A 26,411-nucleotide genomic window follows, 5' to 3' on the forward strand; every position below is an offset into this window, starting at 1 on the left:
GCGCAAGCAAGAGTCTGCCGCGCCGCCCATCACCGCCCCACCCCCACGATGTGCGACCCATTAGAAAACCCATCTACAACAGCGCGAAGCGCCACAGCAACACTGTCAACAACACGAACGCCAAACGTGGCCGCCCGCGCGGCCGCGGCTTGGCGACCCTGTAGATCTCATGCCCTGACCACAGGTCTAACAGCGCAACGACCCGAGACACGCGTAGTCCCTCGCGGCGGTGGCATGCGGGGCGGGCAACCTCGATGCGCCCGAGGGAATCTGAAGGGAGCCGAAGGCGGACGAAGATGACGACGGGGAAGTCCGGAGCGAACGCTCCGGACCGCAATCGTGGGCGCCCGCCCCGCATGCCACCGCCGCGAGGGACGACCTACGAAGCACAGCTCACCCGATCAACTGATCAACCGATCAAAGAATCAAAGAATCAAAGAATCAAAGCACAGCCCGAATAGCATCCCGAGCCTGATGCGACAACTCCAACCGAGTAGGCAACGTCCCATCAGCATGCTTAGCCGCCAAAGCCGGCAAAAACACCACTTCCACAGCCAACCCCGTAGACCCCATCACCTTCCAAAGATTAGCCACCAGCGTCTCCTCGCCCACAAATGCTGCGAAGCCGCTGCGTTCGCCGTCTTTTAGAAAGCGTAGGGCTACCGGTTGGATTTCGATCGCGGCTGACCTGGCCGGTTCGAACAGGCTCGCGTGGAAGGGGCGCAGGTCGAAGCCTTCGCTGGTGGTGCCTTCGGGGAACAGGCCCACCGCGTCGCCCAGCTTGAAGCGGGCTTGCATCGACTCGCCCATTGCGTGGACTGCGTGGCGTTGGCCGCGTTCGATGAAGAGTGTGCCCGCGCCCGCCACCAGCCAGCCGATCACCGGCCAGCTGCGGATCTCGCTCTTGGCCACGAACGACGTCGCGCGGGCCGAGTTGAGTACGAAAATGTCGATCCAGGAGACGTGGTTCGCCACCAGCAGCACCGGGCCTGTCATGCGCGGTTCGCCCTTGAAGACGACCCGCAGCCCACAGGCCGCCATCAGGCAGCGTGACCACGTCCGGTTCAGCCAGGCGCGCGACTTGGGACGCAGCAGCGGATACACCAGGCCCACGCACAACAGGCCGAAGAGGATCAAAGGCACGACGAGAAAAAGCCGGAGGACAAAGCGCAGCAGCTTCAAGCAGGGGTCTCCCAGGCCGGGCTGCCACCCACCAGGGTGGCGCGGACACGACCGGGCAGCATCATACCCGCGAACGGCGTATGGCGGCTGTGGCTTTGCAGCGCCGGCGGGGCCACCAGCCATTCCGCTTCCAGGTCCACCAGACACAGGTCTGCCGGGGCGCCCACCGCCAGGTCACCTCGGGCGGACTGCGACGGCGACAGGCCGCGCAGCACCGCCGCCGGGCCGGTCGTGACGCGGGCCAGCGCCTGCGACAGCGGAATCCGGCTGTCGCGGGCCCATTTCAGCGTCAGCGACAGCAATAGTTCCAGCCCCGTGGCGCCGGGTTGGGACAGCGGGAATGGCGCGGCCTTGCCGGCGGCGTCCACCGGCGTGTGGTCCGAGCACAGCGCGTCCACCAGTCCGTCGCGCAGCGCCGCCTGGATCGCCTCGCGGTCGCGTTGGCCGCGCAGCGGCGGCGTCAGGTGGAAATTCGTATCGAAATAGCCGATGTCCACATCCGTCAGCAGCAGGCTGTGCGCCGACACGTCGGCGCTGACCGGCAGGCCTTCGCGGCGTGCGGCGCGCAGCAGCTCCAGGCCCGCGGCGGTCGACAGGCGCGACAGGTGCACACGGGCGCCCGTGGCGCGTTGCAGCTCGAAGATCGTCTGCAATGCCAATGTTTCAGCCTGCGGCGGCAGGCCTGGCAGGCCCAGGCGGTCGGCGTAGGCGCCGGCCGCCACCACTGCGCCCTGGGCCAGCCAGGGGTCTTGCGGGTGCAGCCATAGCGTCAGGCCCTGCCCGCTGGCGTAGCGCATAGCGCCCCACAGCACGCGGGTGTCGGCAATGCCGGCGTTGCCTTGCGAAAACGCGATGGCGCCGGCCTGGGACAAGAGCGCCATCTCGGCCAGGGTGTCACCGCGCAGGCCGACCGTCAGCGCGCCCAGCGGCAGGATGCGGGGCTGGCCGGCCAGGGCCTGGCGCAGCAATGCGTCGAGCTTGGCGGGTTCGTCCAGCGGCGTGTCGGGCTGCGGCGGCAGGACCAGCGTGGTCACGCCCCCGGCCAGCGCGGCGCGCAGTTCGGCCGGGGCGAACTGCGGGTCGGATGGGGCGATGCGCGACCCTGGCGCAAGCGGGTCGGCATGCGCGGGCGCAGCGGCCATCGCGGCCGCGCCATGGCTGGCCGCCGGATCCCGCAACACCCGGGCCGACAGGTCCACCAGGCCGGGCAGCACGGCCAGGCCCGTGGCGTCCAGCCGGCGATCGGCCTGGAAGCCGTCCGGGGACTGGCCGGCGGCGACGATGCGGCCGTCGGCGATGTAGAGGTCTTGCGGGCCGTCGTGGCCGCTGGCCGGATCGATCACGCGGCCGTTGGCGATGTGCAGTCTCATGGCGCGGCCCCCAGAACGGTCAGCGCCGCCAGGCGCAGATGCTGTTCGGTGTCGGCCAGTTGCGCATCGACGGCAGTCAGGCCGGCGGCCAGATCGCCGTCGACCTCGATGCCGGGGGTCAAGCGGCCCGCGGGCAGCAGCAGCGCGTCGGGCTTGGCGGCGGCCAGGCGGGCCGGCGTCAGGCCGTAGACGGCGGTGTATTCGCGGGCCGAGGGCAGCAGCGCGCCGCTCAAGGATTCGATATGCAGCGGCAGGACGATCACCACGTCGGCGTCGGCCAGGCATTCCTGCAAGGTGGCGCAGGCGCGCACCCCCAGTTGCGGCAGGCCGTCGGGCAGCAAGGTGCGCGGCGCGGCGGCGCGCACTTCGGGCACGCCCAGCGTGGTGAATGCGTGGATCAGGCTGCGGGCGACGGCGCTATGGCGGATGTCGCCGACCAGGGCGACCGCCAGGTTGGTCAGGTCTTGCTTGGCGCGCAGCATCGCCGCCACCCGCGCCAGGGCGGGCAAGGGATCGGCATGGATGCCGTCGCCGGCATTGAGAATGCGCAGGCCGGACGGCGCAGCCGCCGCCGCGCTGACGGCGGCGCCGCTGGCGGCGTGGCGCAGTACCAGGATGCCGGGAGGCAGGCCGGCGGCGGGCGCGGGGAGATTCCCCGCAGGCAGGTCGTCATCCAGCGGGATCGGCCGCAAGCCCAGCCGCTGGCCGGCGGACTCGTAGGCCCGGCGCAGATCGGCGTCATCGGCAGGCACGCCCAGATACAACGGCAGGTCCAGAGGCGCGGCGGACGATGCCACGAAGGTTCCTGACGTCGTAGCGGGTGTTGCGGCGCTGGCATTGGCGGCCGCCCCATCCTCCTGCGCAAACCCCGCGGCCGCGTCCAGCAGCCGTTCGACGTGGCGGCGCGGCAGCCCTTCCGTGGTGAGCAGGTGGATGAGTTCGCCGCGGCGGTCGAGTTGGGGATTGAGCATGGGCGGACCGGAGGGCGGGCGTCAGGGCGCCGGCAGTTTATCCAGGTAGCGTTGCAGGATGACGGCGGCGGCCATGGCGTCGTCGGCCTCGTGGGTGCCCAGCAGGCGCTGGGCTTCCATGCTGGACCCGCGTTCGTCGACCAGCTCGACGGTGACACCGAAGCGGCCGTGCAGTTGGTTGGCGAAGCGGCGGCAGCGCGCGGTGGCGGGCTGTTCGCCGCCATCGGCGTCCAGCGCCAGGCCGACCACCACGCGGTGCGGCTGCCATTCCGCAAGCAGCGCGGCGATGCGCGAGAAGCGCACGTCGCGGACCTCGCTGAAAATGATTTCCAGGGGCCGCGCGTGGCGCGTCAGCGTATTGCCGATGGCGATGCCGAGCTTTTTCTCGCCGAAATCGAAGGCAAGCAGGGTTTCTTCAGGCATGGCCCGCATCACCGGCCAGCATCACGGGATCGATGCCCAGCAGCTTGAGGGCCGCGGGGTAGCGATCTTCGGGCGGCACGTCGAAGATGATGTGATCGTCGGCGCCGACCGACAGCCAGGCGTTCTGGCCCATTTCGCTTTCGAGCTGGCCGGCGCCCCAGCCGGCGTAGCCCAGCGTGACCAGCATGCGGGCGGGGCCGTTGCCGTCGGCCACGGCCTGCAGCACGTCGCGCGAGGTGGTCAGCGCCATGCCGCCCAGCTTGATGCTCGAGCTGTAGTCACCGGCAGGCGCGTGCAGCACGAAGCCGCGGTCGGTCTGGACCGGGCCGCCAAAGAACACCAGCGTGTCCTTGACCGGGCCGATTTCCAGCGCCAGGTCGATGCGTTCGAACAGCGTGCCCAGCGTCAGGTCGGTGGGGCGGTTGATGACCAGGCCCAGCGCGCCGCGCTCGGTGTGTTCGCAGACGTAGATGACCGAACCCGCCAGGCTGCCTTCGACCATGCCGGGCATGGCGATCAGGAACTGGTTGGCGAAGTTGGCCGACTGGGTCTTGGGGTCTTCGTGGTGTTTTTCCGTCATGGCAACCCCTTTATTGGCGGAACGGGTCGGTGCGACCGATCAGATTTCCATCAGCTCGAAGTCCTCTTTGCGGGCGCCGCATTCAGGACAGACCCAGTTCGGGGGCACATCTTCCCAGCGGGTGCCGGGTGCGATGCCTTCGTCGGGCAGGCCGGCTTCTTCGTCGTAGACCCAGCCACAAATCAGACACATCCAAGTACGCATAGTTCTCTCTTACATCAATTCCCCGCCGTCTTCCCCGTGATGGGGCAAAGGCGGAAGGCATCCATTAGAATGGGGACAATCTTACCGAAACCCAATAGGGGTTCCCCTGATTCACCGCAAATGAGTCACGGGGCGCCCTCACTCAAGCGCTGTCCACGTGGCCTCCGTTACTCCCCCTCTCGTTTTGGTCTTCGGCCCGCTCGACCCCTCGGGCGCCGACGGTTTGCCCGCGGACGCCGTTACCTGCGCCCGGCTGGGCTGTCATGGCCTGGCGGCCGTCACGGCGCTGACCGTGCAGGACACCGCCGGCATCGAAGAAATCCATCCCGTATCGCCTGACCTGCTGGACGACCAGGCGCGCTGCCTGCTCGAAGACATGTCCGTGCAGGCAATCAAGGTGGGCGGACTATACACCGCCGAAACGGCAAGCGTAGCCGCCCAGGTGGCCGCCGATTACAGCCAGGTGCCGCTGGTGCTGCACCTGGGCCAGCGCGCCCAGGTGCCGGCCGACGCCGCCGACGAGGACGACGCCGACGACCTGCTGGCCGCCACGCTGGAACTGGTGCTGCCGCAGACCGACCTGCTGGTCATCGAGCACCTGCGCCTGGCGCAGTGGCACGCCGACGGCGACATCGATATCGGGGACGCACCGTCGCCCATGCACGCCCTGGTCGCGGCCGGCGCCGAATGGGTGCTGGTGCTGGGCAGCCCGCAACGCCCTGGCCACTACGCCAACGTGCTGCTGGGCCCCAACGGCCAGACCACCACCCTGCCCTGGCAGGCGCCGCCCGACCGCAACGGCGATGCCGGCGGCCTGGCCGCCACCGCCATCACCGCCTTGCTGGCCCGCGGCCTGGAAATGCCCGAGGCCGTGCGCCAGGGCCTGGCGCACGCCGATTCGGCGGTGGCTGCCAGCTTCCTGCCCGGCATGGGCCGGCGCATTCCCAACCGGATCCAACCGCAATGAAAGCCCTGCGTTTTCCCGCCGGCCTGTACGGCGTCACCCCCGAATGGGACGACACCGAGCGCCTGATGCGCGCGGTGCGCCAGGCCGCCGACGGCGGCATGCGGGCGCTGCAGCTGCGCCGCAAGAACGTGCCCGACGCCGTGCGCGCCGAGCAGGCACGCGCCCTGGCGCCGCTGTGCCGCGAACTGGGCGTGGTGTTTCTCATCAATGACGACTGGCGCCTGGCGCTCGAGGTCGGCGCCGACGGCGCCCACGTCGGCCGCGACGACGACAGCCTGGCCCGCATCCGCGCCGAAGTCGGCCCCGACCTGATCCTGGGCGGCTCCAGCTACGACGACCTGGCCCGCGCCCGCGAACTGCTGGACGCCGGCGCCGACTACATCGCCTTCGGCGCGATGTTCGCCTCGCAGGTCAAACCCGACACGGTGCGTGCGCCGCTGTCGGTGCTGACCGAAGCCCGCGCGCTGGTCGAAGAGCGCGACGCGCCCCGTCCGGCCGTGGTCGCCATCGGCGGCATCACGCCCGACAACGCGGCGCTGGTCGCTGCCGCCGGCGCCGATTCCATCGCCGTGATCACCGGCCTGTTCGAGGCGCCCGCTATCCGCGCCGCCGCGGCCGCCTGCTCGGCGCCTTACTCCGTTAACCGCAACCAGAAGCCTTGACCGCCATGTCCCGTAACGCTCAGCTTTTCGAACGCGCCTGCCGCAGCATTCCCGGCGGCGTCAATTCGCCCGTCCGCGCCTTCCGCTCCGTGGGCGGCACGCCGCGCTTCATCAAGCGCGCGCAAGGCCCGTACGTCTGGGACGCCGAAGAGAAGCAGTACATCGACTACGTCGGTTCGTGGGGCCCCGCCATCCTGGGCCACTCGCACCCGGAAGTGGTGCGCGCGGTGCAGGAAGCCGCCGTCAACGGCCTGTCGTTCGGCGCCCCCACCGAAGCCGAGATCGAACTGGCCGAAACGCTGATCGCCCGCCTGCCGTCGCTGGAACAGGTGCGCCTGGTCAGCTCGGGCACCGAGGCCACCATGACGGCCATCCGGCTGGCGCGCGGCGCCACCGGCCGCGCCAAGATCGTGAAATTCGAAGGTTGCTACCACGGCCATTCCGACAGCCTGCTGGTCAAGGCCGGCTCGGGCCTGCTGACGTTCGGCAACCCCAGCTCGGCAGGTGTGCCACCCGAATTCGTCTCGCACACGCTGACCCTGGAATACAACAACCTGGACGCCGTGCGCGAAGCCTTCGCCCAGCACGGCGCCGACATCGCCTGCATCATCGTCGAGCCGATCGCCGGCAACATGAACCTGATCAAGCCCGCCCCCGGCTTCCTGGAAGGCCTGCGCGAGGTCTGCACGCAGCACGGCGCGCTGCTGATCTTCGACGAAGTCATGACCGGTTTCCGCGTGGGTCCGCAGGGCGTGCAGGGCCTGTCGGGCGTCAAGCCCGACCTGACCACGCTGGCCAAGGTGATCGGCGGCGGCATGCCGGTGGGCGCCTTCGGCGGCAGCGCCGAGATCATGAAGCACATCGCCCCGCTGGGCGGCGTGTACCAGGCAGGCACGCTGTCGGGCAACCCGGTGGCCGTGGCCGCGGGCCTGGCCACGCTGCGTCTCATCGCCGCGCCCGGCTTCTACGAGAAGCTGTCGGCCCAAACCGCCAAGCTGGCCCAGGGCCTGCAGGAACGCGCCCGCGCAGCCGGCCTGGCCTTCTCGGCCGACTCGGTGGGCGGCATGTTCGGCATCTACTTCAGCGACACGGTGCCGGCGTCGTTCGCCGAGGTCTCGACCTGCGACACTGCGCGCTTCAACCGCTTCTTCCATGCCATGCTGGACCATGGCGTGCATTTCGCGCCGTCGGCCTTCGAGGCCGGCTTCGTCTCGGCCACCCACGACGACGCCGTCATCCAGTCGACGCTGGACATCGCCGAAAAGGTCTTCGCCTCGATCTGAGGCCAGCGTAAGAGCTGCCGCCAGGCGGCACCCGCCGGACCGCCCCAGAGGGACGATCCGGCAGCCCGCTCCCCCTCAGGGCGCCTTGTAGTGCTTGTACAGCGCCGTCACATCACGCACGTACTGCTGCGTTTCCGCATAGGGCGGCACGGCGTCGTACTTGCGCACCGCCCCCTCGCCCGCGTTGTAGGCCGCCAGTGCCAGGTCGAGCCGGCCGGGATACTGGTCGATCAGCCGGCGCAGCAGGCTGGAACCCGCCTTCACATTGGTCGCCGGGTCCACCAGCGCGCGTTCGATATCGTCGGACGCCAGCAGCGTGGCGGCCGTGGCCGGCATCAGCTGCATCAGACCCAGCGCGCCCTTGGGCGAGCGCGCATCGCTGCGAAAACCCGACTCCACCGCGATGACCGCGGTGATCAGCGCCTGGTCCACCCCAGAATCCTTGGCCGCCTGCGCGATCAGCCCGTCGTGCGCCGTGGATGGCGGCACCGGGCCCCAGCGCAGCACCCGGTTGCCCAGCGCCAGCACGCTGGCGCCATCGCCCGACTGCGGCTCGCAATCCAGGCAGACCTTGATGCGATTGCCGCGCAGCGCGGTGCGCACCTGGGCCCGCTTGTAGTACTTGGCGTAGCCGTTGGGCACCTTCATGGCGCGCCAGACGCCGAACGGGTCTTTGTAACGGTAGATCTCGTCGGCATGAGCGGCGCCGGCAGGTAGCAGCGTGCCCGCGATCCCGGCCAGGGCAACGGCCAGCGCCAGGCCGGCTGCACGCGCCCAGGCGGCGCCAGGCGCGGGGGGCAGGAAGTAGGCAAGGCGGAACATGGGGTGGGCGCTCCGGCGGCGTCCAGAGACGCGTAATCGAACGCCTATGCTGAGCCGGCCGCGACGCTTTGTCGCTCGTGCCTATGTCCTAAGACCTATCCCATTACGCTGCCCGCCGGCGTGTATCCCATTCGTTACAGGTTCCCGGGCTGAAATAAGGGACGGCATTACAACTTTTGGTTGAGTTTCCCTGTCGCTACTACGCAGTAGCCCAAGGTTCATGGGTTAACATATGTCGCAATATTTCGTTTAATTACTAAATGAATGAACTCGGCGGAGATCGCCGGGCGGGAGAGGCGACAGATGGGCGCAGACCACAAGCTCCAGCTAGTGCTGGATGCGAATACCAACGTCCTGACGGCGGTGTACGTACCGCCGCCCGTTCCCGACGCCGCCGATAACGCCATGGCGCCCGCCATCGATACGGCCCAGGACGCCGACGCCGCCGCGCAGCAAGGCGACACCGCCCTGGCCCCCGCCCCCACCCGCACCGACCTGCCCAGCTGGGATTCCCTGGCCGCGCTGGCCGCGGCCCAGGGCTGGTCCACCGAGGCGCTGGACAACCACGCCGTCATCACCTTCATCGACCTGTGCCGCGAGGCCACGGAACCCGTGGAGGCCCCCGTGGGCAAGGTGGTGGACGGTTCGTTCGACCTGGAAGTGGACGCCAGCTGCATGTCGGCCCTGGTGACCCTGCACCCGCCCAAGGGCGGCAAGCCGGTAGCGCTGGCCGTGCTGCGCCAGGCCGTGGCCGACCAGGGCATCGTGCATGGCGTACTAGAACAGGAACTGGCCGACGCCGTGGAACGCGGCGGCAGCCAGACGGTGCTGATCGCCCAGGGTACGCCGCCCACCCGCGGCACCCCCACCCGCTTCGAAAGCCTGCTGGACCGCCTGAAGCCCCGCGCCCAGGAAATCGACGAACTCGCCCAGGTGGACTACCGCGACCTGGGCAGCCTCTTGCTGGTCACGGCCGGCACGCCGCTGATGCGCCGGGTGCCGCCGTTGCCGGGCATCGACGGCTGTGACGTGCTGGGCCAGCCGGTGCTGCCGGACGAACTGCCCGACACCCCGTTTTCCAAGGACATGTCCGGCGTCGAAGTCGACCCCGAAGACCCGAACCTGCTGCGCGCCAGCATCGCCGGTTCGCCCAAGCTGATCCACCAAGGCGCCCAGGTCAATCCGGTGGTCGAGGTGGACGCCGTGGACCTGTCCACGGGCAACATCAACTTCGAAGGCTCGCTGCAGGTGCGCGGCGACATCAGCGCCACCATGGAAGTGCGGGTGACGGGCGACGTGGTCGTCAACGGCACCATGGAAGCCGCGCTGGTCGAGGCCGGCGGCAACGTCACGGTCAAGGGCGGCATCATCGGCATGGCCGAGGCCATGCAGGACAACGCCGGCGCCGCGGCCGCCACCGCACGCACCGCGCACATCGTCTGTGGCGGCGACCTGAAGGCCCGCTTCATCGCGAACTCGATCATCAGCGCCGGCCAGAACGTCGAGGTGGAACGCGAAATTCGCCAGAGCAGCATCGCCGCGGGCGGCAGCGTCAACGTCGGCGCGCCCAACAGCCAGCAGACCGCCATCACCGGCGGCCACACCCGCGCCCTGAAGTCGGTGCGCGCCGGCACCATCGGCTCGCCGGCCGGCGTACCCACGCTGGTGCAGGCCGGGCTGGACCCGCATGCCGACATCAAGCGGTCGGCGCTGACGCGCAAGCGGCTGAAGATGAACGAGGAAAAGGCCAAGCTGGAACAACTGCTGCTGTTCCTGCACTCGCACCCCGAACGCGCCACCGGCGACGTGGTCGAGCGTGCCCGCAACACCCACACCAAGCTGGGCCGCGACCTGATCCAGCTGGACGAGGAAGAAGCCCAACTGATCCGCGACCTGCAACCCCTGCACGAAGCCACCATCATCGCCGCGCGACGCTTTTGCGGCGGCGCGAAGATTCAGGTGGGCAACAAGCAGCAGGAATTCCTGGAAGACCAGGTGGGCGGCAAGGCCGCACTGGAAGAAGGCCAGATCGTCATTCGCTGACGACGGGCGGCGGCGTCTCGCCGGGCGCCGTGTGCGTCTGCGCTGGCCCATGCCGATGCACGCAGCGCGGTGCCAGCCTGGCCCCCGCGCCCGGACCAGGACACCCGCGTCAGGGCGCCAGTTGCTTGAACCACTCGCGCGGCGAAATACCGCGGTCCGGGCCCAGGATCGAAAAGCCGCCGTCCACCGGAATATCCACCCCGGTCATCCAGGACGCCGCGTCCGAACACGCAAAGCACACCGCCGCGGCGATCTCTTCGCCCGACCCCACCCGCCCCAGCGGATGGAAATGCGCGCCCACGGCATCGGCGGCTTCGCGCGAGCCGCCCGCCAGTTGTTCGACCGACGGCGACCAGGTCCAGGCGGGCGACACCGCCAGCACGCGGATGCCGGCGGGCGCCAGTTCCACCGCGAAATTCTTGGTGATCTGCAACAACGCCGCCTTGGACGCCGGATACAGCGCACGCCCGGCCGCGCCGAACTTGCCGCCGGTACTGCCCAGGTTGATCACCGCGCCGCCGCGCGGCATCCGCGGCGCCGCCATCTGCGTGAAGATCGCCGCCGACACCAGGTTGGTGTCCAGCGTGGCATGCCATTCTTCGCGGGTGGATGCCAGGCCGCGGTCGGCGTACTGGCAGGCGTTGTTGACCAGGATGTCGACCCGGCCGAAGCGCGCCTGCGCCGCGTCCAGGCAGCGCTGGATCTGGCTGTCCTGGCCGATGTCGGTTTCGCAGAACAGCGCCGCGTCGCCCAGTTCAGCGGCCAGCGCCAGGCCGGCCTGCGCGTTGCGCCCCACCAGCACCACGTTGGCGCCGGCCGCGGCCAGGCCGCGTGCGATGTCGGCGCCCAGGCCCTGCGTGCTGCCGGTAATGATGGCGGTCTTGCCGGCCAAGCCGGGAAAGCCTGAAAAATCCATGGAAAATCCTTGATCAGTGCGGCGCCGTGGCCCAGCGCACAGCTTGCGCCACCGAACCGGTCTGCGCAATCAGGCGCATGCTGGCCAGCGAGGCGTCGTGCACGGCCGGGTCGGCCGAGGCGCAGGCATCTTCAGCCACCATCACGTGAAAGCCGATATCGGCCGCGTGCCGCACCGTGCCTTCGACCACCGAATGCGTAGCCACGCCCGCCACCACCAGGCGACGCGCGCCCAGCACCCGCAGCGTTTCCTCCAGCGGCGTGCCGTAGAACGCGCTGATGCGGGTGTGCTTGACCACGAACTCGCGCGTGCTGCCGGCCAGCGGTTGCAGCCCTTCGTAGAAATCGCTGCCCCACTGCCCTTCGGCCACCGCGCCGATGCTGGCCACGTTGCGAAAGATATCGCAGTTAGGCAGCAGGTCCGCGTAGTCGGGCCGAAAGGCAATGCGCACGTGCACGATGGGCAGCCCCTGGGCGCGGGCGCTGTCCAGCAGCGTCGCAGCGCCGCGCAGCAGCCGCTGGCGCACGCCGCCGTCGGCATCCAGCCCGACGCGGATCTTGCCTTCCGGATGCAGCACGTCGTTCTGGTAGTGCAGCGCCAGCACCGCGGCGTCGGCCGCGCTCACACGAACACCTCGAACACGTCGTGGGCATCGTCGCAATTGACCAGGTCCACGCGCTTCATGCGGATGCGCCAGCTGTCGCCGTCGGCCGCCAGCTTGTGGGTGTAGCGCCCGGCCAGCTGGCGCGGCTGGCGCTTCCGCCATTCGGTCATCTGAAACGCGGAATGCACGACCAGGTTGCCGCCCGCGTCCACGCCTTCGACCTGCACGCCGCCCACCAGCCGCACGCTGCGCGTGGGCGGCTGCTGCGACCAGTTGCGCGGGTGCTCAAGGCGGCGGATGCGCACGTCGCGCAGCATGCGGTCTTCCCAGAACAGCGAGATGTGGTCGTAGGGGTTGGCCTGGCCCGGTTCGCGCGGCATCCAGTACATGCCGTCGTCGGTCCACAGCGACTGCCAGTCGTCGTAGCGGCGTTCGTCCAGCAGGCGGGCCTCGCGGTACAGGAACTGGGCGATGCGGTGGTAGGCCTCGGCCGGCACGTCGGCCGGCGCCAGTTGATCGGTCGAGACGTCGAATTCCAGGTCTAGCAGCATGCGCCTTCTCCTTGGGCCGGGGCCTGCGCCACCGCGCCCGCTTCCATGTATTGCTTCCAGGCGCGGAACTGGTTGCGCATCGGCAGTTCGCTGGTGCCGTTGACCGACACCATGCCGTCGGCATCGCTGCGGTCGGTGCCGTGGTAGCGGTGCATGCTGACCCATTCACCGCCGCGCGTGGCGTTGCCTTCCTGGCAGCGGTTGTAGAGTTCGATATCGTCCGGCATGACGTTGGACGACGGCGAGTTGATCACGTTGGCATACAGCATGGCGCGCTTGAACACGCCGTCGGGCGCGCCCTTGCAGCGGAACGTCTGGATCTCGATCAGCGTGCGGTCAACAGCGATCGGACGTATGACGCGGAACTGCTGGAACACGGTGTGGGGCGAGCCGCTGCCGTAGATGACGGTGTTGTGGCGGTTCATGCCCAGGATCTCGCGGGCGCGGTCCGGCCCGTAGGCGGCGGACAGCGTCTCGAAGTGCTCGCGCGAGATCGGATCGCGCTCGGCCGCGCCGGGGTTGAAGATGCCCTCCATGTAGCCATGGCCGTTGTCGTAGGCGCGCAGTTCCAGCTTTTCCCAGAACTCGTAGGGCTCGCCGTTGCCATCCATGATGTGCAGCTCGAACGGCATCTCGCCGATTTCCTTGGCCTCGTCGCGGGCCGCGGCGAACGACGATTCATGCGTCACGCGGGCATGCATGGTGTCGTGCAGGTTCTCGTAGAACACCTTCCAGTTTGACCGCTGCATCACGCGGAAGATGCCGCCGGCCACTTCCACCTCGCCCACCGGCGAACGGTCGCAGAGGTTGTCGATGGACGAGCGCGCACCACCCAGGAACGCTTCCAGGCCCTGGCCATCGCGCGCCTGGCTGGCGAACACGAAGCCGCGATAGCTTTCCACGCGCGGCAGGCGCCGCATCGAAAAGCTGGGATCGGTGGGGTCATAGGACGTGCCTTCAAGCCCTTGCTTGAGCGGCACGCCCAGGTGGCTGCCGTCCAGCTTGAAGGTCCAGGCGTGATACGGGCAGCGGAAGAACTTGCCCACGCAGCCGTCGCCGTCGGCCACCACCTTGGCGCCCTTGTGCGGGCAGCGGTTGTACAGCACGTGCACGCGGCCATCGGTGGCGCGCACCATCAGCACGTCCTGGTCGCCCAGGCGGGTGGTGTGATAGTCGCCCGTCTTGGGCACCTGGCTTTCATGGCCCACATAGACCCAGGCGCGACCGTAGATGCGCTGCATCTCCAGGTCGAAAATGGCCGGGTCGGTATACAGGCTGCGGTGCACGCTGTCGCCGCGCACCATCTGGCCCAATTGTTGATCGCTGTACGACATGGCGGTCTCCTACTTGTTCTCGCTGTCTTGCCAGCGCGCCATCAGCGTGTTGGACGGCAGCGTCTCGTCCAGCAGCTTGCGCGCGGTGTCACGGCCGGCCACCGGCAGGCCCTTGGGGTCCAGCACGCCGATCTGCACCAGCACGCTGGCCTGGTCCCAATAGATGTGTTCGTGGCAGAGCTTGTCGCCGCGGAACTTCACGATGGCCACCAGCGGAATCTCGACATACTTGCCCGTGGGCGGCACGCCCGGCAGCATCCAGTCGATTTCGGTGGTGTGGGTGAAGCAGAACAGCACTTCGTCCACGATCTGCGTGGCCCCCACGGTGCGCGACAGCGGCACCAGCCGGGTGTCGGGCGGATTGCTGTTGACGAAATGATGCTGGTAGAAGCGCGACAACTCGCGGTAGCCCACCCCGCCCGTCATGGTGGGAATGTGGTTGACGTAAGGCTCGGCCACCATGGTGGCCATGGTGGCGGCCACGTCGCGGGTGCCGAATTCGTATTCGCAGTGCTTGTCCCACAGGTACGAATAGTCGAACTGCGGGCCGATCACGCGTTGCAGCGCGGCCATGCTGCGCTGGTGCGCCATCAGCGCCGACGGCTTGTCGTAATGCGCGCCGCCCGTGCGGGCAAAGGCGTGATCCATGCCGGGGTAGACGTACAGCTCGACGCCCGGCTTGCCGCCCAGCGCCTCGAGAATGCGCTGGCGCGCGGGCGGCGGACAGAAGCCATCCTGCTCGGCGATGTGCAGCACCAGCCGGCCGCGCAGGTTCGCGGCTTCGTCCAGGCTGTCTTCGATGCCCACGCCGTAGTAGCCGATGGCCACGTCCGCATCGGTACGGCAGGCGGCCAGATAGGCCAGCTTGCCGCCCAGGCAATAGCCCAGCACGCCGGCGCCGCCCTGCTGCTCGGGCAGCGCTCGCAGCGCCGCGAGGGTCGAGGCGATGTCCTTGATGCCCAGGTCCACGTCAAAGCGCTGGTACAGCTCGAAGGCGCGCGGCATGTCGGCCGGGCCGTCGGTCAGCTGGATGCCGGGCTGCTGGCGCCAGAACAGATCGGGCGCCAGCACCACATAGCCTTCCTCGGCCAGGGCCTGCGCCGTGCGGCGCATGAAATCGTTGATGCCGAAGATTTCCTGGCACAGCACCAGGCCCGGTCCGTGGCCCGCGGCCGGCACGGCCAGGTAGGCGCCGAAAGACTGGCCGTCGTGCGAGGCAATGGTGACCTCGCGGGTCGAGATAGTCGCTGTCATGCGTAAAGCTCCTTTGCGGTCGTTGCCGCGCCTACTTCATCTGGCAGGCGGCGGCGAACGGGTCCTGGTACTGCGTCAGCACCGTGCCCGACAACTTGTTGGCCAGCTTGCCGTCCGCGCCCTTCTCGATGGTGCGCAGGTAGTAGTTCTGGATGGGATATTGGTTGCGATTGAATTTGAAATCGCCACGCACCGACTTGAAGTCCGCGCGGCGCAACGCCGGCCGCAACGCATCGGCGCCGAGCTTGCCGCCCGTCTGGCGCACTGCGCTGTCCAGCAGCATGGCGGCGTCGTAGCCCTGCGACGCATATAGCGTGGGGCTGCGGTTGTAGGCCTTCTTGAAGTCGGCCACGAATTGGCGGTTGGCCGGATTGTCCAGATCCACCGCCCACTGCGAGGTATTGCGCAGGCCCTCGATCGGCGCGCCCACGGCGCCGATGGTGTCTTCATCGCCCGAGAAGCCCGGCGCCAGCAGCACGATGTCCTTGCCCAGGCCCGCGCCGTTGAACTGCTTGATGAAATTCACGCCCATGCCGCCCGGCAGAAAGAAGAACACCGCATCCGGCTTGCTGGCGCGCAGCCGCGTGATTTCCACGCCATAGTCCAGCTGGCCCAGCTGGGTATAGATCTCTTCGGACAGGCCGCCCTTGTACAGGCGCTTGAAGCCGTTGAGCGACTCGCGTCCGCCCGGATAATCCGGCGCGATCAGCGCCACGCGCTTGAAACCCTGGTCCGCGGCGTACTTTCCCATGGCGGCGGGAATATCCTCGTTCTGCCAGGCCACCGCGAAGAAATTCGGATTACAGCCCACGCCCGCATAATTCTCGGGCCCGGTATTGGTGCTGAGATAGATAGTGCCCGACTGCAAAATGGCCGGCATCACCGGCAGCAGCACATTGGAAAACACGATGCCGGTCATGATGTCGACCTTGTCGCGCTTGAGCAGGCGCTCGACCGCCTGGCGGCCGGTGTCGGCCTTCTGCTGGTCATCGGCCACCACCACTTCGGCGGGCAGTCCGCCCAGCTTGCCACCGGTATGCTGCAACGCAAGATTGAAACCATCACGGATTTCATTGCCCAGCGCCGCGCCCGGCCCGGACAGCGTCGTCAACAGCCCGACCTTGATCTTTTCCTCGGCCGACACCCCGGCCGCAGCCGTCATGCAAACCAGCGCCGCCAGCGCGCGCCGACCCCATTGTTTTCCATTCATGAGCCACCCCGTATGTGTCCGCCGACGCCGCCGGCGCGATGCTGACAGAATCCGTCTGCCGTCGGTTACCGCAAGCCGCCCTGAAAATCGCCAGCTTACGCGCCGCGGCGCCGCCTTCCAACAACCCCCAGAGTAGGCCCGCCCGCCCCGCCGCTCTATCCGATTCCGCCCACGCTTATCCGGGATTCACTTAATTCCCACGGCAGGCCGATTGCTTTACGCTGGTCGGCAATACGGGAGCGTTCCCGTCCCGGAGACTCCCATGCACGGCTGGTCCCGCATCGAGCTGGCGCCATTGCTCAAAAGGCGCGTGTTCAGTTCCACCCAGCCGGCGGAAACGCGCGAACGCGTGTCCGAAGCGCTGAAAGAACACCGCCTGACCTGGAAAGGCGGCCGCGTCGACGCCGAACTGAACCGCGGCCGCTTCGGCGCCCTCAGCGTCTGTACACTGCGCTACGGCGCCGAAGTCCACATCGAACCCGACCGCCTGCAAGACTTCATGCTGGTCCAGGTCCCCCTGCACGGCCGCGCCCGCATCGAATGCGGCGCCGACAGCGTAGACACCCACCCCGACTGCGCCGCCGTCATCGCCCCCAACCGCGCCCTGAAACTGCACTGGGAAGCCGGCTGCGAACAACTGCTGTTGAAGATCCCCCGCGGCAAACTGGAAACCATCGGCCGCCGCATCTTCGGCGACGCCGCCACCCGCCCCCTGGACTTCACCCCCGCGCTACGCCTGGACACCCCCATCGGCGCCGCCTGGCGCAGCATGGTCACCGGCCTGATCCACCTGCTCCCCACCCTGGACGACGGCGCCCCCCGCCCGCCTGCGGCATGGCTGGAACACCTGGAAGACACGTTGGTGCTGCACCTGCTGTACAACCAGCCGAACACTTGGCAAAGCGGCGCGACGCAAGCCCCAGCGCAACCGCGCAGGCTGGCCCAAGCCGAGTCATACATGAGAAAGAACCTGTCAGCCCCGCTAACGCTGACAGAAATCGCCCGCGGCGCAGGCGCCAGCGCAAGCGCGCTGACACGGCTGTTCCAGGAACATCGCGGCACAACCCCGATGCAAGCGCTGAGAACGCTACGCCTGGACGCCGCACGAGAACGCTTACAGCAAGGCTCCTGCGCAAGCGTGACGGAAGTAGCGGTATCCGTAGGAATCGGACACCTGGGAAGATTCTCGGAGTACTACCGAGAACGTTTCGGTGAACTGCCGCGAGAGACGTTTCAGCATCGGAGTTGAGCGGCTCGTTGGCGTTTATTGTTCTTCGTAGGTCGCCCGGCGCGGGGGTGGCTTGCGGAGTGGGCGCCCACGATTGCGGTCCGGAGCCTTCGCTCCGGACTCCCCCTTCGTCATCTTCGTTGTCGCCTTCGGCGACTGCCTTCAGATTCCCTCGGGCGCATCGAGGTTGCCCACTCCGCAAGCCACCCCCGCACCGGGCTACGGTTTTCGAGGTTTGTCGCGCTGCTGGACCCGTGTTCAGGGAATGGAATCTACAGGGCCGCCAAGCCGCGGCCGCGCGGGCGGCCACGTTTGGCATTGCGTTGCTGGAAAGTGTTGCGAGTGCGCTTCGCGCTGATGAAGACTGGTTTTCTAATGGTTCGCAGTCAAGAGGGAGGGGCGGTGATGGGCGGCGCGGCAGACTCTTGCTTGCGCATGCTGACCGTCTCGCGCGCCGCCCATCAGGCGCTGCACACTGACGTGAAACGCCACGGCATCCGCGCCGCTAGAAAACAACATCCTCACCTACACGCGAGAGCGTCATCGACGCACGCAAGACGCCGCGTAAGCCTCGTAAGGCCGCCCGCGCGGCCGGCACGAGGCGGGCAACGCCCTACCCCGCCCACCCCCACCGACCGTGAGAAAAACGCCAAGCACACCGCCCGCCCCAGCGCCCGAGATTGATCCTAATCATGAGCGCTTGGCGGTGTCGGTGGGCATAGGGCGGGGCGTTAGATGCGCCCGAGGGAATCGGAAGGGAGCCGAAGGCGGACGACGATGACGAAGGGGCAGTCCGGAGCGAAGGCTCCGGACCGCAATCGTAGCCCCGCCCTATGCCCGCCGACACCGCCAAGCGCGGCTAAAGAACTCAACCCGCAGCAATCAAAACCTACCCCGGCACAACAGCCGTAACTTCAATCTCAACCTTAGCCCGATCCTCAACCAGATCAGCCACCTCCACCGCCGTCATAGCCGGAAAATGCCTTCCAATCAGCTCCCGATAATGCTTCCCGATCTCCGGATAAGCCGCCACATAAGCATCCTTGTCGGTCACATACCAAGTCATCCGCACAATATGCTCAGGCTTCGCCCCACCCTCAGCCAAAATCGCAACGATATTGGCCAACGTCTGCCGAACCTGATCAGCCAGATCATCCGATTCAAACTGCTGCTGCCCGTTCCAGCCGACCTGCCCCCCCACGAACACCAGCTTGCTCCCCACCGTCATCTCGGTCAGGATTCCATTCGAATAGCCCCGCGGCGCCATCCAATCCGGCGGTTGCAGAATCTTCATAACGTCTCATCCTATTATCAAAAAAACAAATAGCGCGGAGTCACTCCGCGGCGACCAGATAAGCCTGCATCCGTTCACGCAGATCGTCCGGCAGCGGCATCGACTTCATCGTCCGCAGATCCACCGTCACGATCGTCAGCGTCGCCGACAGCCGCAATTGGCCGTCCGGCCCCTCGAAACGCACCAGCGCCTTGAACGACGCCCCGCCGATACGCTGCACCTGCAACGTCTGGCGCAGCTTCTCGTGCCAACGGCTCGGTGCGCTGAAATCGCACGTCACCGACGCCATCGGCGTGCCGATATGGCGGTCCACGTGCAGTGCATGAAAAGGCAACCCCATGCCCTTGTCGAACCATTCCTCGACAAAGTCATTGATCATCTCGAAATAGCGAGGATAGAAAACGATGCCCGCCGGGTCGCAATGACGAAAGCGGACTTCGACCTGGCTGATGAAAGGGGCTGCCATGGGATTTCCTTGTGATTCCTTAATACGGGCTCACGCCATCTTGCGCAGCGCAAAGCGTTGCAGCTTGCCCGTTTCCGTGCGCGGCAATGCCGACACGAACTCGATGGCGCGGGGATACTTGTAGGGTGCGATGCTGGCCTTGACGAACTGCTGCAGCGCCGCCACCAGCGCGTCGCCCGGTTCGAAACCCGGCTTGAGCACCACGAACGCCTTCACCAGCTGGCCGCGCTCCTCGTCCGCCGCGCCCACCACCCCGCACTCGGCCACCGCCTCGTGGCGCAGCAGCGCGTCCTCGACCTCGGGGCCCGCGATGTTGTAGCCGGCCGACACAATCATGTCGTCGTTGCGGGCCTGGTAGAAAAGGTAGCCTTCGTCGTCCTGCAGGAACGTATCGCCCGGCAGGTTCCAGCCCTTCTGCACGAAACGGCGCTGGCGCTCGTCGGCCAGGTAGCGGCAGCCGGTGGGGCCCTTGATCGCCAGGCGGCCCACCGTGCCGTTGGGCACCGGGTTCATGTCGTCGTCCACGATCTGCGCGATGTAGCCGGGCACCACGCGGCCGATGGCGCCGCGGCGCACCGACTCGGGCGGGCTGGACACGAACACGTGGATCATTTCCGTGCCGCCGATGCCGTCGATCATCTCGATGCCGCTCGCTTCCTTCCAGAGTTGGCGGGTGGCGTCGGGCAGGGCTTCGCCGGCCGACACGCTTTTCTTCAGCGACGACAGGTCGAACTTGCCGACCAGCGCCGACATCTGGCGGTAGAACGTGGGCGCGGTGAACACGATGGTGGCGCGGAAGTCCTGGATCAGCTGCAACAGGCTTTCCGGCGTCAGGCGTTCGGCCAGCACGGTGCTGGCGCCCACGCGCAGCGGAAAGCACAGCAGCCCGCCCAGCCCGAACGTGAACGCCAGCGGCGGCGTGCCGCAGAAGATGTCGTCCGGGCCCGGCTTGATGACGTGCTTGGGGAACAGGTCGCACATCGCCAGCACGTCGCGGTGAAAGTGCATGCATCCCTTGGGCGCGCCCGTCGTGCCGCTGGTGAAGGCGATCAGGCAGACGTCGTCGGCGGCCGTGTCGCAGGCCGTGAAGTCGTCGGGTTTGGCCGCGGCCAGCGCGTCCAGCGCATCGGGCGCGGTGTCATTGAAGTACATGATCTGCGCCAGTTCGGCGCAGTGATGTTCGTGGCCGGGCTGGGCGCAGAACTCGGCTTCTTCTTTCAGGCGCGCATCGCACAGCACCGCCTGGATCTGCGCCTTTTCGATGATCTGCTTGAGTTCCTTGGCACGCAGCAGCGGCATGGTCGGCACGGTGACCAGGCCCGCCTTGATGGCGGCCAGCCAGGCAGCGGCCATCATGGGGTTGTTGGGGCCGCGCAGCAGCAGACGGTTGCCGGGCACCAACTTCATGTCTTCGGCCAGCACGCGGGCAATGCGGTTGGTCAGCGCCGCCAATTCGCGATAGGTCATGGTGGCCTGCTTGCCGTCCTGCGGCCAGCGCAGCGCGATGCGCTCGCCATGGCCGCGCTCGACCATGGCGTCCACCAGTTCCACCGCGCAATTGAAGCGCTTGGGATAGGCCACGTCGGGGCCGTCCAGCAGGAATTCTGGCCATTGTTCGCCCGGGGGCAGGTTGTCCCGGGCAAAGGTGTCGATGTGGGCGGATACTTCCATGAAATTCCCCTTGCTGCTGCGGTGTGGTTGACTATGCGGAAGGCGGAAGGCTCGATGGCCTCTTTACGCCTTCAGCAGTTCGCGGGCGATGATCAACTTCTGCACTTCGGTGGCGCCTTCGTAGATACGCAGCGCTCTGATTTCCCTGTAAAGCTTCTCCACCGGCATCCCCGACACCACGCCCGCGCCGCCGAACATCTGCAACGCGCGGTCGATCACGGTCTGCGCCGATTCGGTGGCCGTCATCTTGGCCATGGCCGCTTCGCGCGTGGTGCGTACTTTCTGCACGTCGCGCATCCACGCGGCGCGGTACGTCAACAGCGCCGAGGCATCGATGGCGGTGGCCATGTCGCCCAGCGCGGCCTGCGTCAGTTGCAGGTCGGCCAGCGTCTGGCCGAACATGCGGCGCGACTTCGAACGCGCCAGGCCTTCGTCCAGCGCGCGGCGGGCAAAGCCCAGCGCGGCGGCGGCCACCGAGGCGCGGAAGATGTCCAGCGTCATCATGGCCAGCTTGAAGCCCTGCCCCGCATCGCCCAGCCGGTGCGACACCGGCACGCGGCAGTTGTCGAACGTGATGGTGGCCAGCGGGTGCGGCGCGATCAGCTCGATGCGCTCCGAGACCTCGAAGCCCGGAGTATCGGCATCCACCACGAAGGCGCTGATGCCGCGCGCGCCCGGGGCCTCGCCGGTGCGGGCGAAGACGCAATAGAAGTCGGCGATGCCGCCGTTGGAAATCCAGGTCTTGGCGCCGTTCAGCACATAGGCGTCGCCATCCAGGCGGGCCTCGCAGGCCAGCGCGGCCACGTCGGAACCGGCATCGGGTTCGGATAGCGCAAAGGCGGCGATGGCCTCGCCGCGGGCCACGCGCGGCAGGTAGCGCTGGCGCAATTCGTCAGAGCCCATCAGCGAAATCGCGCCGCTGCCCAGGCCTTGCATGGCGAAAGCGAAGTCGGCCAGGCCTTCGTGGCGTGCCAGGGTTTCGCGCAGGATGCAGACCGCGCGCGAATCGACTTCCGGCAAAGCGCCGCCCCAGGCGCCGCCCGGGCCGCCCGCCACCGCGTAGCGCAGCCAGCCGGCCTGGCCCATGGCCTTGACCAGCTTCTTGCAGGCCGCGTCGGCATCGTGGTGGTCCACGTCGCCCAGCGCGCCCTCGCACCAGGCGTCGACCTCGTGCGCCAACTGGCGATGGGTCTCGTCGAAAAAGGGCCAGACCAGCCAGCTTGCGTCGCGCATCATCAATTCCCTTCGAAAACGGGCTTTTGCTTGGCCACGAAGGCCTCGTAGGCGCGATGGAAGTCGCGCGTCTGCATGCAGATGGCCTGGGCCTCGGCTTCGGCCTCGATGGCCTCGTCCACGCCCATGTTCCATTCCTGGTGCAGCAGCTTCTTGGTCACGCCGTGGGCAAAGGTGGGGCCGGCGGCCAGTTGCGCGGCCAGCTTGGCGGCGGCTTCCATCAGTTCGCCGGACTCATGCAGCGCGTTGAAGAAGCCCCAGCTGGCGCCCTCTTCAGCCGTCATGGCGCGGCCGGTGTACAGCAATTCAGAGGCGCGGCCCTGGCCGATCATGCGCGGCAGCAGCGTGCAGGCGCCCATGTCGGCGCCCGCCAGGCCCACCCGCGTGAACAGGAACGCGGTGCGCGAGGCCGGCGTGCCCAGGCGCATGTCGGACGCCAGCGCCACCATCGCGCCAGCGCCGGCGCAGATGCCGTCCACCGCTGCCACGATGGGCTGCGGGCAGGCGCGCATGGCCTTGACCAGGTCGCCCGTCATGCGGGTGAAGTCCAGCAGTTCAGGCATGCTCATCTTGGTGAGCGGCCCGATGATCTCGTGCACGTCGCCGCCCGAGCAGAAGTTGCCGCCAGCGCCCGTCACCACCACCACCTTGATGTCGGTCGCGTACACCAGGGCGCGGAACAGGTCGCGCAGCTCGGCGTAGGAATCGAAGGTCAGCGGGTTCTTGCGCTCGGGGCGGTTGAGCGTGATGGTGCCGATCTTGCCGTCGGCCGACACCTGCCACAGGAACGTCCGGGCCTGGTAACCGGCCAGCGGGCGCTTGTGGTGTTTCATGGTGTGCTCTTCGGGCTGGGTGCTCATGGTGTCTCCGTTCATGAATGCTGGGGATGGGGGCCGGCTCAGCCGGTCATCACTTCACCGCCGTCCACGGCGATGGCCTGGCCGTTGATCGATGCCGATGCCGGCAAGGCCAGCCAGGCGACCGTCTCGGCCACTTCTTCGGGCTGCACCAGGCGGCCCTGCGGGTTGCGTTCGGCCAGCTTGGCGCGCGCGGCTTCCGGCGTCATGCCGGTCTTGTCGACGATATTGGCCACCGCGCCGCGCACGATGTCGGTTTCGGTATAGCCGGGGCAGACGGCGTTGACGGTGACGCCCTTCTGCGCGGTTTCCAGCGCCAGCGAGCGGGTCAGGCCGATGACGCCGTGCTTGGCCGCGCAATAGGCGCTGACGTAGGCATAGCCGATCAGGCCCGCGGTGCTGGCCACGTTGATGACGCGGCCCCACCTGGCGGCCAGCATGCCGGGCAAGGCGGCCTGGATGCAATGGAAAGTGCCGGTCAGGTTGACTGCCAGCATCGACTGCCACAGGGCGGCGTCGGTGCGGTCAAAGCGCTGGCTGACGGCCTGGCCGGCGTTGTTGACCAGCACCAGCACGGGGCCGAGTTCGGCCTCGGCCTGGGCGAAGGCCTGGCGGACCGAGGCCTCGTCGGCGATGTCGGCGCTGACCGCCTGCACCTGGCCCAGGCTGGCCAGGCTGTCGACGGCGGCTTCCAGCGCACCGCCGTCGCGGCCCAGCAGCGTGACGCGGGCACCGCGCGCCAGCAGCGCGCGGGCACTGGCCAGGCCAATGCCGCGGGCGCCACCCGTCACCAGGGCGTGGCGGCCTGCCAGGGGGAGTGCGGACGTACTCATTTGATGTCCAGTTGCGCCATGGCGGCGGCGCGCTCGAAGTTGGTTTCCAGCTGGCGCTTGCCGGCGAAGTACTGGCTGGGCCAGGCCACGTCGCGGTAGCCCACGCGCGCCGATTCGCGCAGCGTCCACGAAGCGTCGGCCAGGTGCGGCCGCGCCAGGGCGCACAGGTCGGCGCGACCCGAGGCGATGATGGCGTTGGCGTGGTCGGCCTCGAAGATGGCGCCCACCGCGATGGTGGGAATGCCGGCTTCGTTGCGCACGCGGTCGGCGAACGGGGTCTGGAACATGCGGCCGTAGACGGGCTTTTCTTCCTTGCTGACCTGGCCCGACGAGCAGTCGATCATGTCGGCGCCGGCGGCCTTGAAGTGGCGGGCGATCTCGACGGCGTCGTCGGCGGTGATGCCGCCCTCGACCCAGTCGCTGGCCGAGATACGCACCGACATGGGCTTGTCTTCGGGCCAGACGGCGCGCACGGCGTGGAACACTTCCAGCGGGAAGCGCAGGCGGTTTTCCAGGCTGCCGCCGTATTCGTCGTCGCGCAGGTTGGTCAGCGGCGAGATGAAGCTGGACAACAGGTAGCCGTGGGCGCAGTGCAGTTCCAGCCAGTCGAAACCGGCGGCCTGCGCACGGCGGGCGGCGGCCACGAAGTTATCGCGCACCTGATCCATATCGGCGCGCGTCATGGCGCGCGGCGTGTCCGACACGCCTTCGATATAAGGCAAGGCCGACGCCGACAGCAGCGGCCAGTTGCCTTCGGCCAGCGGGTGGTCGATCTTCTGCCAGCCCAGCTGGGTGGAACCCTTGCGGCCAGCATGGCCGATCTGCACGCCAATGCGCGCATCGCTGTTGCCATGCACGAAGCCGACGATGCGGGCAAAGGCCTGCTGCTGCGCGTCGTTCCACAGCCCCGGGCACCCCGGGGTGATGCGGGCGTCAGGCGACACGCAGGTCATTTCGACCATGACCAGCCCGGCGCCACCCATGGCGCGCGCGCCCAGGTGCACCAGGTGGAAGTCGCCCGGCACGCCGTCGGTGCACGAGTACATGGCCATGGGCGACACCAGGATGCGGTTCTTGAGCCGCACGCCGCGCGCCTGGTAGGGCGTCAGCATGGGCAGCGGGGGCCGCTGGCCGGCCGGTGCCGGGGTGCCGGCATGTTCGGCGATCCAGCGCTCGAAGCCTTCGAGCCAGGCCGGATCGCGCAGGCGCAGGTTTTCGTGCGAGATGCGCTGCGAACGGGTGAGCAGCGAGTAGGCGAATTGTTCGGGTTCGAGTTCTGCATAACGCTCGACGTTTTCGAACCACTCGGTGGAGTTGCGAGCGGCGTTCTGGATTTTCAGCACTTCCACGCTGCGCACGTCTTCGTAGTGCTTGAGGCCGCGCTCGACACTGCCTTCGGCGCCGCTCAGGCAGCGCGCCAGTTCGATGGCGTCTTCCAGCGCGAGCTTGGTGCCGGAGCCGATGGAGAAGTGGGCGGTATGGGCGGCATCGCCCATCAGCACGACGGGGACGGCGCGCTTGCCGCGGGCGGTTTCAAGCTGGTTCCAATGCACCCAGGTGTTGCAGATGACGCGCGGAAAGCGAATCCAGATGGCCGAGCCGCGCAGGTGCGAGGCGTTGCTGATGAGCGCATTGCCATCCAGCCAGGGCGCGAACAGCTTTTCGCAGTAGGCGATGCCCTCTTCCTGGCTCATCTGTTCGATGCCGGCGGCCTGCCAGGTTTCTTCGGGCGTTTCGACGATAAAGGTCGACATGCCGTCTTCATACCGATAGGCATGGGCCTGGAACCAGCCATGCTCGGTCTGGACAAAGGCAAAGGTGAAGGCGTCGAAGACTTTCTTGGTGCCCAGCCAGACGAAGCGGCAGCGGCGCTGGTCGATGTCGGGATGGAAGGTGTCGGTGTAGCGGGTGCGAATCTGGCTGTTGATGCCGTCGGACGCGATGACGAGATCGGCATCGTATTCACGGGCAATGGCCTGGTCGTCCTGGACGAAGTTCTCGAAGACCAGCTTGACGCCGACGTCTTCGCAGCGCGCCTGCAAAATATTCAACAGCTTCTTGCGGCCAATGCCGATGAAGCCGTGGCCGCCGCTGCGAATGCTGCGGCCCTTGAAGTGGATGTCAATATCATCCCAATGATTGAAGGCATCGCCAATGGTCTGCGCGGAAACCGGGTCCGCTTCGCGCAGGTTCTGCATGGTGGCATCGGAAAACACGACGCCCCAACCAAAGGTGTCATACGGCCGGTTGCGCTCGATGACGGTAACTTCGTTGGCGGGGTCTTGCAACTTCATGAGCAGACCAAAATACAAGCCGGCGGGACCCCCACCAATGCAGACTATTTTCATTGCCGTAATGCTCCATGAAGGGCGATCTGCGAATGACGGGATCGCGGCTTTTTAGGTCTTGATAGTTTAGGCTTGAAATATATACCTGGATGGGGAGGATCGCAA

Annotated in this window: 25 protein-coding genes; 5 read left to right on the forward strand and 20 right to left on the reverse strand. The window is 67.5% G+C overall.

The window, feature by feature from the left end; translation table 11 throughout:
• Positions 1-441: 441 nt before the first annotated feature.
• Genes HV798_RS11635 through HV798_RS11660 form a run of 6 tightly spaced genes read right to left on the reverse strand, consistent with a single transcriptional unit; the run spans position 442 to position 4,730 of the window.
• Complete coding sequence (locus HV798_RS11635) at positions 442-1,182, reverse strand: lysophospholipid acyltransferase family protein (RefSeq protein WP_175193426.1); 741 nt, start codon at positions 1,180-1,182, stop codon at positions 442-444.
• Complete coding sequence (locus HV798_RS11640; protein WP_175193427.1) at positions 1,179-2,552, reverse strand: dihydroorotase; 1,374 nt, start codon at positions 2,550-2,552, stop codon at positions 1,179-1,181. The genes HV798_RS11635 and HV798_RS11640 overlap by 4 nt, the downstream gene beginning before the upstream one ends.
• Positions 2,549-3,523, reverse strand: coding sequence for an aspartate carbamoyltransferase (locus HV798_RS11645; RefSeq protein ID WP_175193428.1), 975 nt, complete (start codon positions 3,521-3,523; stop codon positions 2,549-2,551). Before HV798_RS11645 ends, HV798_RS11640 begins: the two co-directional genes overlap by 4 nt.
• A gap of 21 nt (positions 3,524-3,544) precedes the next feature.
• Positions 3,545-3,946 (reverse strand): Holliday junction resolvase RuvX, encoded by a 402-nt coding sequence (gene ruvX / locus HV798_RS11650; RefSeq protein ID WP_025137959.1) that lies wholly within the window; start codon positions 3,944-3,946, stop codon positions 3,545-3,547.
• Entirely contained in the window at positions 3,939-4,526 is a 588-nt protein-coding gene (locus HV798_RS11655) for a YqgE/AlgH family protein (RefSeq protein ID WP_025137958.1), read from the reverse strand. Before HV798_RS11655 ends, ruvX begins: the two co-directional genes overlap by 8 nt.
• A 39-nt stretch (positions 4,527-4,565) precedes the next feature.
• Entirely contained in the window at positions 4,566-4,730 is a 165-nt protein-coding gene (locus HV798_RS11660; protein ID WP_003814980.1) for a rubredoxin, read from the reverse strand.
• A 157-nt stretch (positions 4,731-4,887) separates the two neighbouring features.
• Here HV798_RS11660 and HV798_RS11665 point away from each other — a divergent pair, with 157 nt between their 5' ends.
• The 3 genes from HV798_RS11665 to hemL are packed head-to-tail and all read left to right on the forward strand — an operon-like array spanning position 4,888 to position 7,642.
• Positions 4,888-5,697 carry a bifunctional hydroxymethylpyrimidine kinase/phosphomethylpyrimidine kinase gene (locus HV798_RS11665; protein WP_175193429.1) on the forward strand — a complete coding sequence of 270 codons (810 nt, stop codon included), beginning with the start codon at positions 4,888-4,890 and terminating at the stop codon, positions 5,695-5,697.
• Complete coding sequence (gene thiE / locus HV798_RS11670) at positions 5,694-6,359, forward strand: thiamine phosphate synthase (protein WP_175193430.1); 666 nt, start codon at positions 5,694-5,696, stop codon at positions 6,357-6,359. Before HV798_RS11665 ends, thiE begins: the two co-directional genes overlap by 4 nt.
• Positions 6,360-6,364: 5 nt before the next feature.
• Positions 6,365-7,642 (forward strand): glutamate-1-semialdehyde 2,1-aminomutase, encoded by a 1,278-nt coding sequence (gene hemL, locus HV798_RS11675; RefSeq protein WP_175193431.1) that lies wholly within the window; start codon positions 6,365-6,367, stop codon positions 7,640-7,642.
• Between the two features lie 75 nt (positions 7,643-7,717).
• Here hemL and HV798_RS11680 read toward each other — a convergent pair whose 3' ends face one another.
• Positions 7,718-8,464: a lytic transglycosylase domain-containing protein gene (locus tag HV798_RS11680; protein ID WP_025137954.1), complete on the reverse strand. Its 747-nt coding sequence runs from the start codon at positions 8,462-8,464 to the stop codon at positions 7,718-7,720.
• A 303-nt stretch (positions 8,465-8,767) separates the two neighbouring features.
• On the opposite strand from HV798_RS11680, the gene HV798_RS11685 reads away from it, so the two are divergent.
• A complete protein-coding gene (locus HV798_RS11685) occupies positions 8,768-10,507 on the forward strand; it encodes a flagellar assembly protein A (protein ID WP_175193432.1) in 1,740 nt (579 codons plus the stop codon).
• A 109-nt stretch (positions 10,508-10,616) separates the two neighbouring features.
• Here HV798_RS11685 and HV798_RS11690 read toward each other — a convergent pair whose 3' ends face one another.
• Genes HV798_RS11690 through HV798_RS11715 form a run of 6 tightly spaced genes read right to left on the reverse strand, consistent with a single transcriptional unit; the run spans position 10,617 to position 16,376 of the window.
• On the reverse strand, positions 10,617-11,423 hold the full coding sequence (locus HV798_RS11690; protein ID WP_175193433.1) for an SDR family oxidoreductase: 807 nt from the start codon (positions 11,421-11,423) through the stop codon (positions 10,617-10,619).
• Between the two features lie 13 nt (positions 11,424-11,436).
• Positions 11,437-12,048 (reverse strand): cysteine hydrolase family protein, encoded by a 612-nt coding sequence (locus tag HV798_RS11695; RefSeq protein WP_175193434.1) that lies wholly within the window; start codon positions 12,046-12,048, stop codon positions 11,437-11,439.
• Positions 12,045-12,578, reverse strand: a complete 534-nt coding sequence (locus HV798_RS11700) for an aromatic-ring-hydroxylating dioxygenase subunit beta (RefSeq protein ID WP_175193435.1) — start codon at positions 12,576-12,578, stop codon at positions 12,045-12,047. Before HV798_RS11700 ends, HV798_RS11695 begins: the two co-directional genes overlap by 4 nt.
• Positions 12,569-13,912 (reverse strand): aromatic ring-hydroxylating dioxygenase subunit alpha, encoded by a 1,344-nt coding sequence (locus tag HV798_RS11705; protein WP_175193436.1) that lies wholly within the window; start codon positions 13,910-13,912, stop codon positions 12,569-12,571. The genes HV798_RS11700 and HV798_RS11705 overlap by 10 nt, the downstream gene beginning before the upstream one ends.
• A gap of 9 nt (positions 13,913-13,921) precedes the next feature.
• Positions 13,922-15,166, reverse strand: a complete 1,245-nt coding sequence (locus HV798_RS11710) for a dienelactone hydrolase family protein (protein ID WP_175193437.1) — start codon at positions 15,164-15,166, stop codon at positions 13,922-13,924.
• Between the two features lie 31 nt (positions 15,167-15,197).
• Positions 15,198-16,376 (reverse strand): ABC transporter substrate-binding protein, encoded by a 1,179-nt coding sequence (locus tag HV798_RS11715; RefSeq protein ID WP_025137947.1) that lies wholly within the window; start codon positions 16,374-16,376, stop codon positions 15,198-15,200.
• A 262-nt stretch (positions 16,377-16,638) separates the two neighbouring features.
• On the opposite strand from HV798_RS11715, the gene HV798_RS11720 reads away from it, so the two are divergent.
• The gene (locus HV798_RS11720; RefSeq protein WP_175193438.1) at positions 16,639-17,625 is read left to right on the forward strand and encodes an AraC family transcriptional regulator; all 987 of its coding nucleotides are present in this window, start codon (positions 16,639-16,641) and stop codon (positions 17,623-17,625) included.
• Between the two features lie 868 nt (positions 17,626-18,493).
• Here HV798_RS11720 and HV798_RS11725 read toward each other — a convergent pair.
• From HV798_RS11725 to HV798_RS11755, 7 genes are all read right to left on the reverse strand, one after another.
• Positions 18,494-18,898 carry a RidA family protein gene (locus HV798_RS11725; protein WP_175193439.1) on the reverse strand — a complete coding sequence of 135 codons (405 nt, stop codon included), beginning with the start codon at positions 18,896-18,898 and terminating at the stop codon, positions 18,494-18,496.
• Positions 18,899-18,938: 40 nt separating this feature from the next.
• Positions 18,939-19,364 carry an acyl-CoA thioesterase gene (locus tag HV798_RS11730; protein ID WP_025137258.1) on the reverse strand — a complete coding sequence of 142 codons (426 nt, stop codon included), beginning with the start codon at positions 19,362-19,364 and terminating at the stop codon, positions 18,939-18,941.
• Positions 19,365-19,394: 30 nt separating this feature from the next.
• Positions 19,395-21,035, reverse strand: coding sequence for an AMP-binding protein (locus tag HV798_RS11735; RefSeq protein WP_175193440.1), 1,641 nt, complete (start codon positions 21,033-21,035; stop codon positions 19,395-19,397).
• Between the two features lie 63 nt (positions 21,036-21,098).
• Positions 21,099-22,268: an acyl-CoA dehydrogenase family protein gene (locus tag HV798_RS11740; protein ID WP_175193441.1), complete on the reverse strand. Its 1,170-nt coding sequence runs from the start codon at positions 22,266-22,268 to the stop codon at positions 21,099-21,101.
• Between the two features lie 2 nt (positions 22,269-22,270).
• The gene (locus tag HV798_RS11745) at positions 22,271-23,128 is read right to left on the reverse strand and encodes an enoyl-CoA hydratase family protein (protein WP_175193442.1); all 858 of its coding nucleotides are present in this window, start codon (positions 23,126-23,128) and stop codon (positions 22,271-22,273) included.
• Positions 23,129-23,166: 38 nt separating this feature from the next.
• Positions 23,167-23,958, reverse strand: a complete 792-nt coding sequence (locus tag HV798_RS11750) for an SDR family NAD(P)-dependent oxidoreductase (RefSeq protein ID WP_175193443.1) — start codon at positions 23,956-23,958, stop codon at positions 23,167-23,169.
• Positions 23,955-26,306, reverse strand: a complete 2,352-nt coding sequence (locus HV798_RS11755; protein WP_175193444.1) for a bifunctional salicylyl-CoA 5-hydroxylase/oxidoreductase — start codon at positions 26,304-26,306, stop codon at positions 23,955-23,957. The genes HV798_RS11750 and HV798_RS11755 overlap by 4 nt, the downstream gene beginning before the upstream one ends.
• Between the last annotated feature and the right edge of the window lie 105 nt (positions 26,307-26,411).

The sequence above is a fragment of the Achromobacter deleyi genome (assembly GCF_902859705.1).
Taxonomy (GTDB): domain Bacteria; phylum Pseudomonadota; class Gammaproteobacteria; order Burkholderiales; family Burkholderiaceae_B; genus Achromobacter; species Achromobacter deleyi.

What these genes read in the sequence shown, in the direction of transcription:
- HV798_RS11725 (WP_175193439.1), bottom strand. Translation starts at nt 18,898, where the DNA reads ATGAAGATTCTGCAACCGCCGGATTGGATGGCGCCGCGGGGCTATTCG.
- HV798_RS11690 (WP_175193433.1), bottom strand. Translation starts at nt 11,423, where the DNA reads ATGGATTTTTCAGGCTTTCCCGGCTTGGCCGGCAAGACCGCCATCATT.
- HV798_RS11735 (WP_175193440.1), bottom strand. Translation starts at nt 21,035, where the DNA reads ATGGAAGTATCCGCCCACATCGACACCTTTGCCCGGGACAACCTGCCC.
- HV798_RS11710 (WP_175193437.1), bottom strand. Translation starts at nt 15,166, where the DNA reads ATGACAGCGACTATCTCGACCCGCGAGGTCACCATTGCCTCGCACGAC.
- HV798_RS11730 (WP_025137258.1), bottom strand. Translation starts at nt 19,364, where the DNA reads ATGGCAGCCCCTTTCATCAGCCAGGTCGAAGTCCGCTTTCGTCATTGC.
- HV798_RS11655 (WP_025137958.1), bottom strand. Translation starts at nt 4,526, where the DNA reads ATGACGGAAAAACACCACGAAGACCCCAAGACCCAGTCGGCCAACTTC.
- HV798_RS11715 (WP_025137947.1), bottom strand. Translation starts at nt 16,376, where the DNA reads ATGAATGGAAAACAATGGGGTCGGCGCGCGCTGGCGGCGCTGGTTTGC.
- HV798_RS11750 (WP_175193443.1), bottom strand. Translation starts at nt 23,958, where the DNA reads ATGAGTACGTCCGCACTCCCCCTGGCAGGCCGCCACGCCCTGGTGACG.
- HV798_RS11645 (WP_175193428.1), bottom strand. Translation starts at nt 3,523, where the DNA reads ATGCTCAATCCCCAACTCGACCGCCGCGGCGAACTCATCCACCTGCTC.
- hemL (WP_175193431.1), top strand. Translation starts at nt 6,365, where the DNA reads ATGTCCCGTAACGCTCAGCTTTTCGAACGCGCCTGCCGCAGCATTCCC.
- HV798_RS11680 (WP_025137954.1), bottom strand. Translation starts at nt 8,464, where the DNA reads ATGTTCCGCCTTGCCTACTTCCTGCCCCCCGCGCCTGGCGCCGCCTGG.
- HV798_RS11685 (WP_175193432.1), top strand. Translation starts at nt 8,768, where the DNA reads ATGGGCGCAGACCACAAGCTCCAGCTAGTGCTGGATGCGAATACCAAC.
- HV798_RS11660 (WP_003814980.1), bottom strand. Translation starts at nt 4,730, where the DNA reads ATGCGTACTTGGATGTGTCTGATTTGTGGCTGGGTCTACGACGAAGAA.
- HV798_RS11755 (WP_175193444.1), bottom strand. Translation starts at nt 26,306, where the DNA reads ATGAAAATAGTCTGCATTGGTGGGGGTCCCGCCGGCTTGTATTTTGGT.
- HV798_RS11745 (WP_175193442.1), bottom strand. Translation starts at nt 23,128, where the DNA reads ATGAGCACCCAGCCCGAAGAGCACACCATGAAACACCACAAGCGCCCG.
- HV798_RS11700 (WP_175193435.1), bottom strand. Translation starts at nt 12,578, where the DNA reads ATGCTGCTAGACCTGGAATTCGACGTCTCGACCGATCAACTGGCGCCG.
- HV798_RS11705 (WP_175193436.1), bottom strand. Translation starts at nt 13,912, where the DNA reads ATGTCGTACAGCGATCAACAATTGGGCCAGATGGTGCGCGGCGACAGC.
- HV798_RS11740 (WP_175193441.1), bottom strand. Translation starts at nt 22,268, where the DNA reads ATGCGCGACGCAAGCTGGCTGGTCTGGCCCTTTTTCGACGAGACCCAT.
- HV798_RS11640 (WP_175193427.1), bottom strand. Translation starts at nt 2,552, where the DNA reads ATGAGACTGCACATCGCCAACGGCCGCGTGATCGATCCGGCCAGCGGC.
- ruvX (WP_025137959.1), bottom strand. Translation starts at nt 3,946, where the DNA reads ATGCCTGAAGAAACCCTGCTTGCCTTCGATTTCGGCGAGAAAAAGCTC.
- thiE (WP_175193430.1), top strand. Translation starts at nt 5,694, where the DNA reads ATGAAAGCCCTGCGTTTTCCCGCCGGCCTGTACGGCGTCACCCCCGAA.
- HV798_RS11720 (WP_175193438.1), top strand. Translation starts at nt 16,639, where the DNA reads ATGCACGGCTGGTCCCGCATCGAGCTGGCGCCATTGCTCAAAAGGCGC.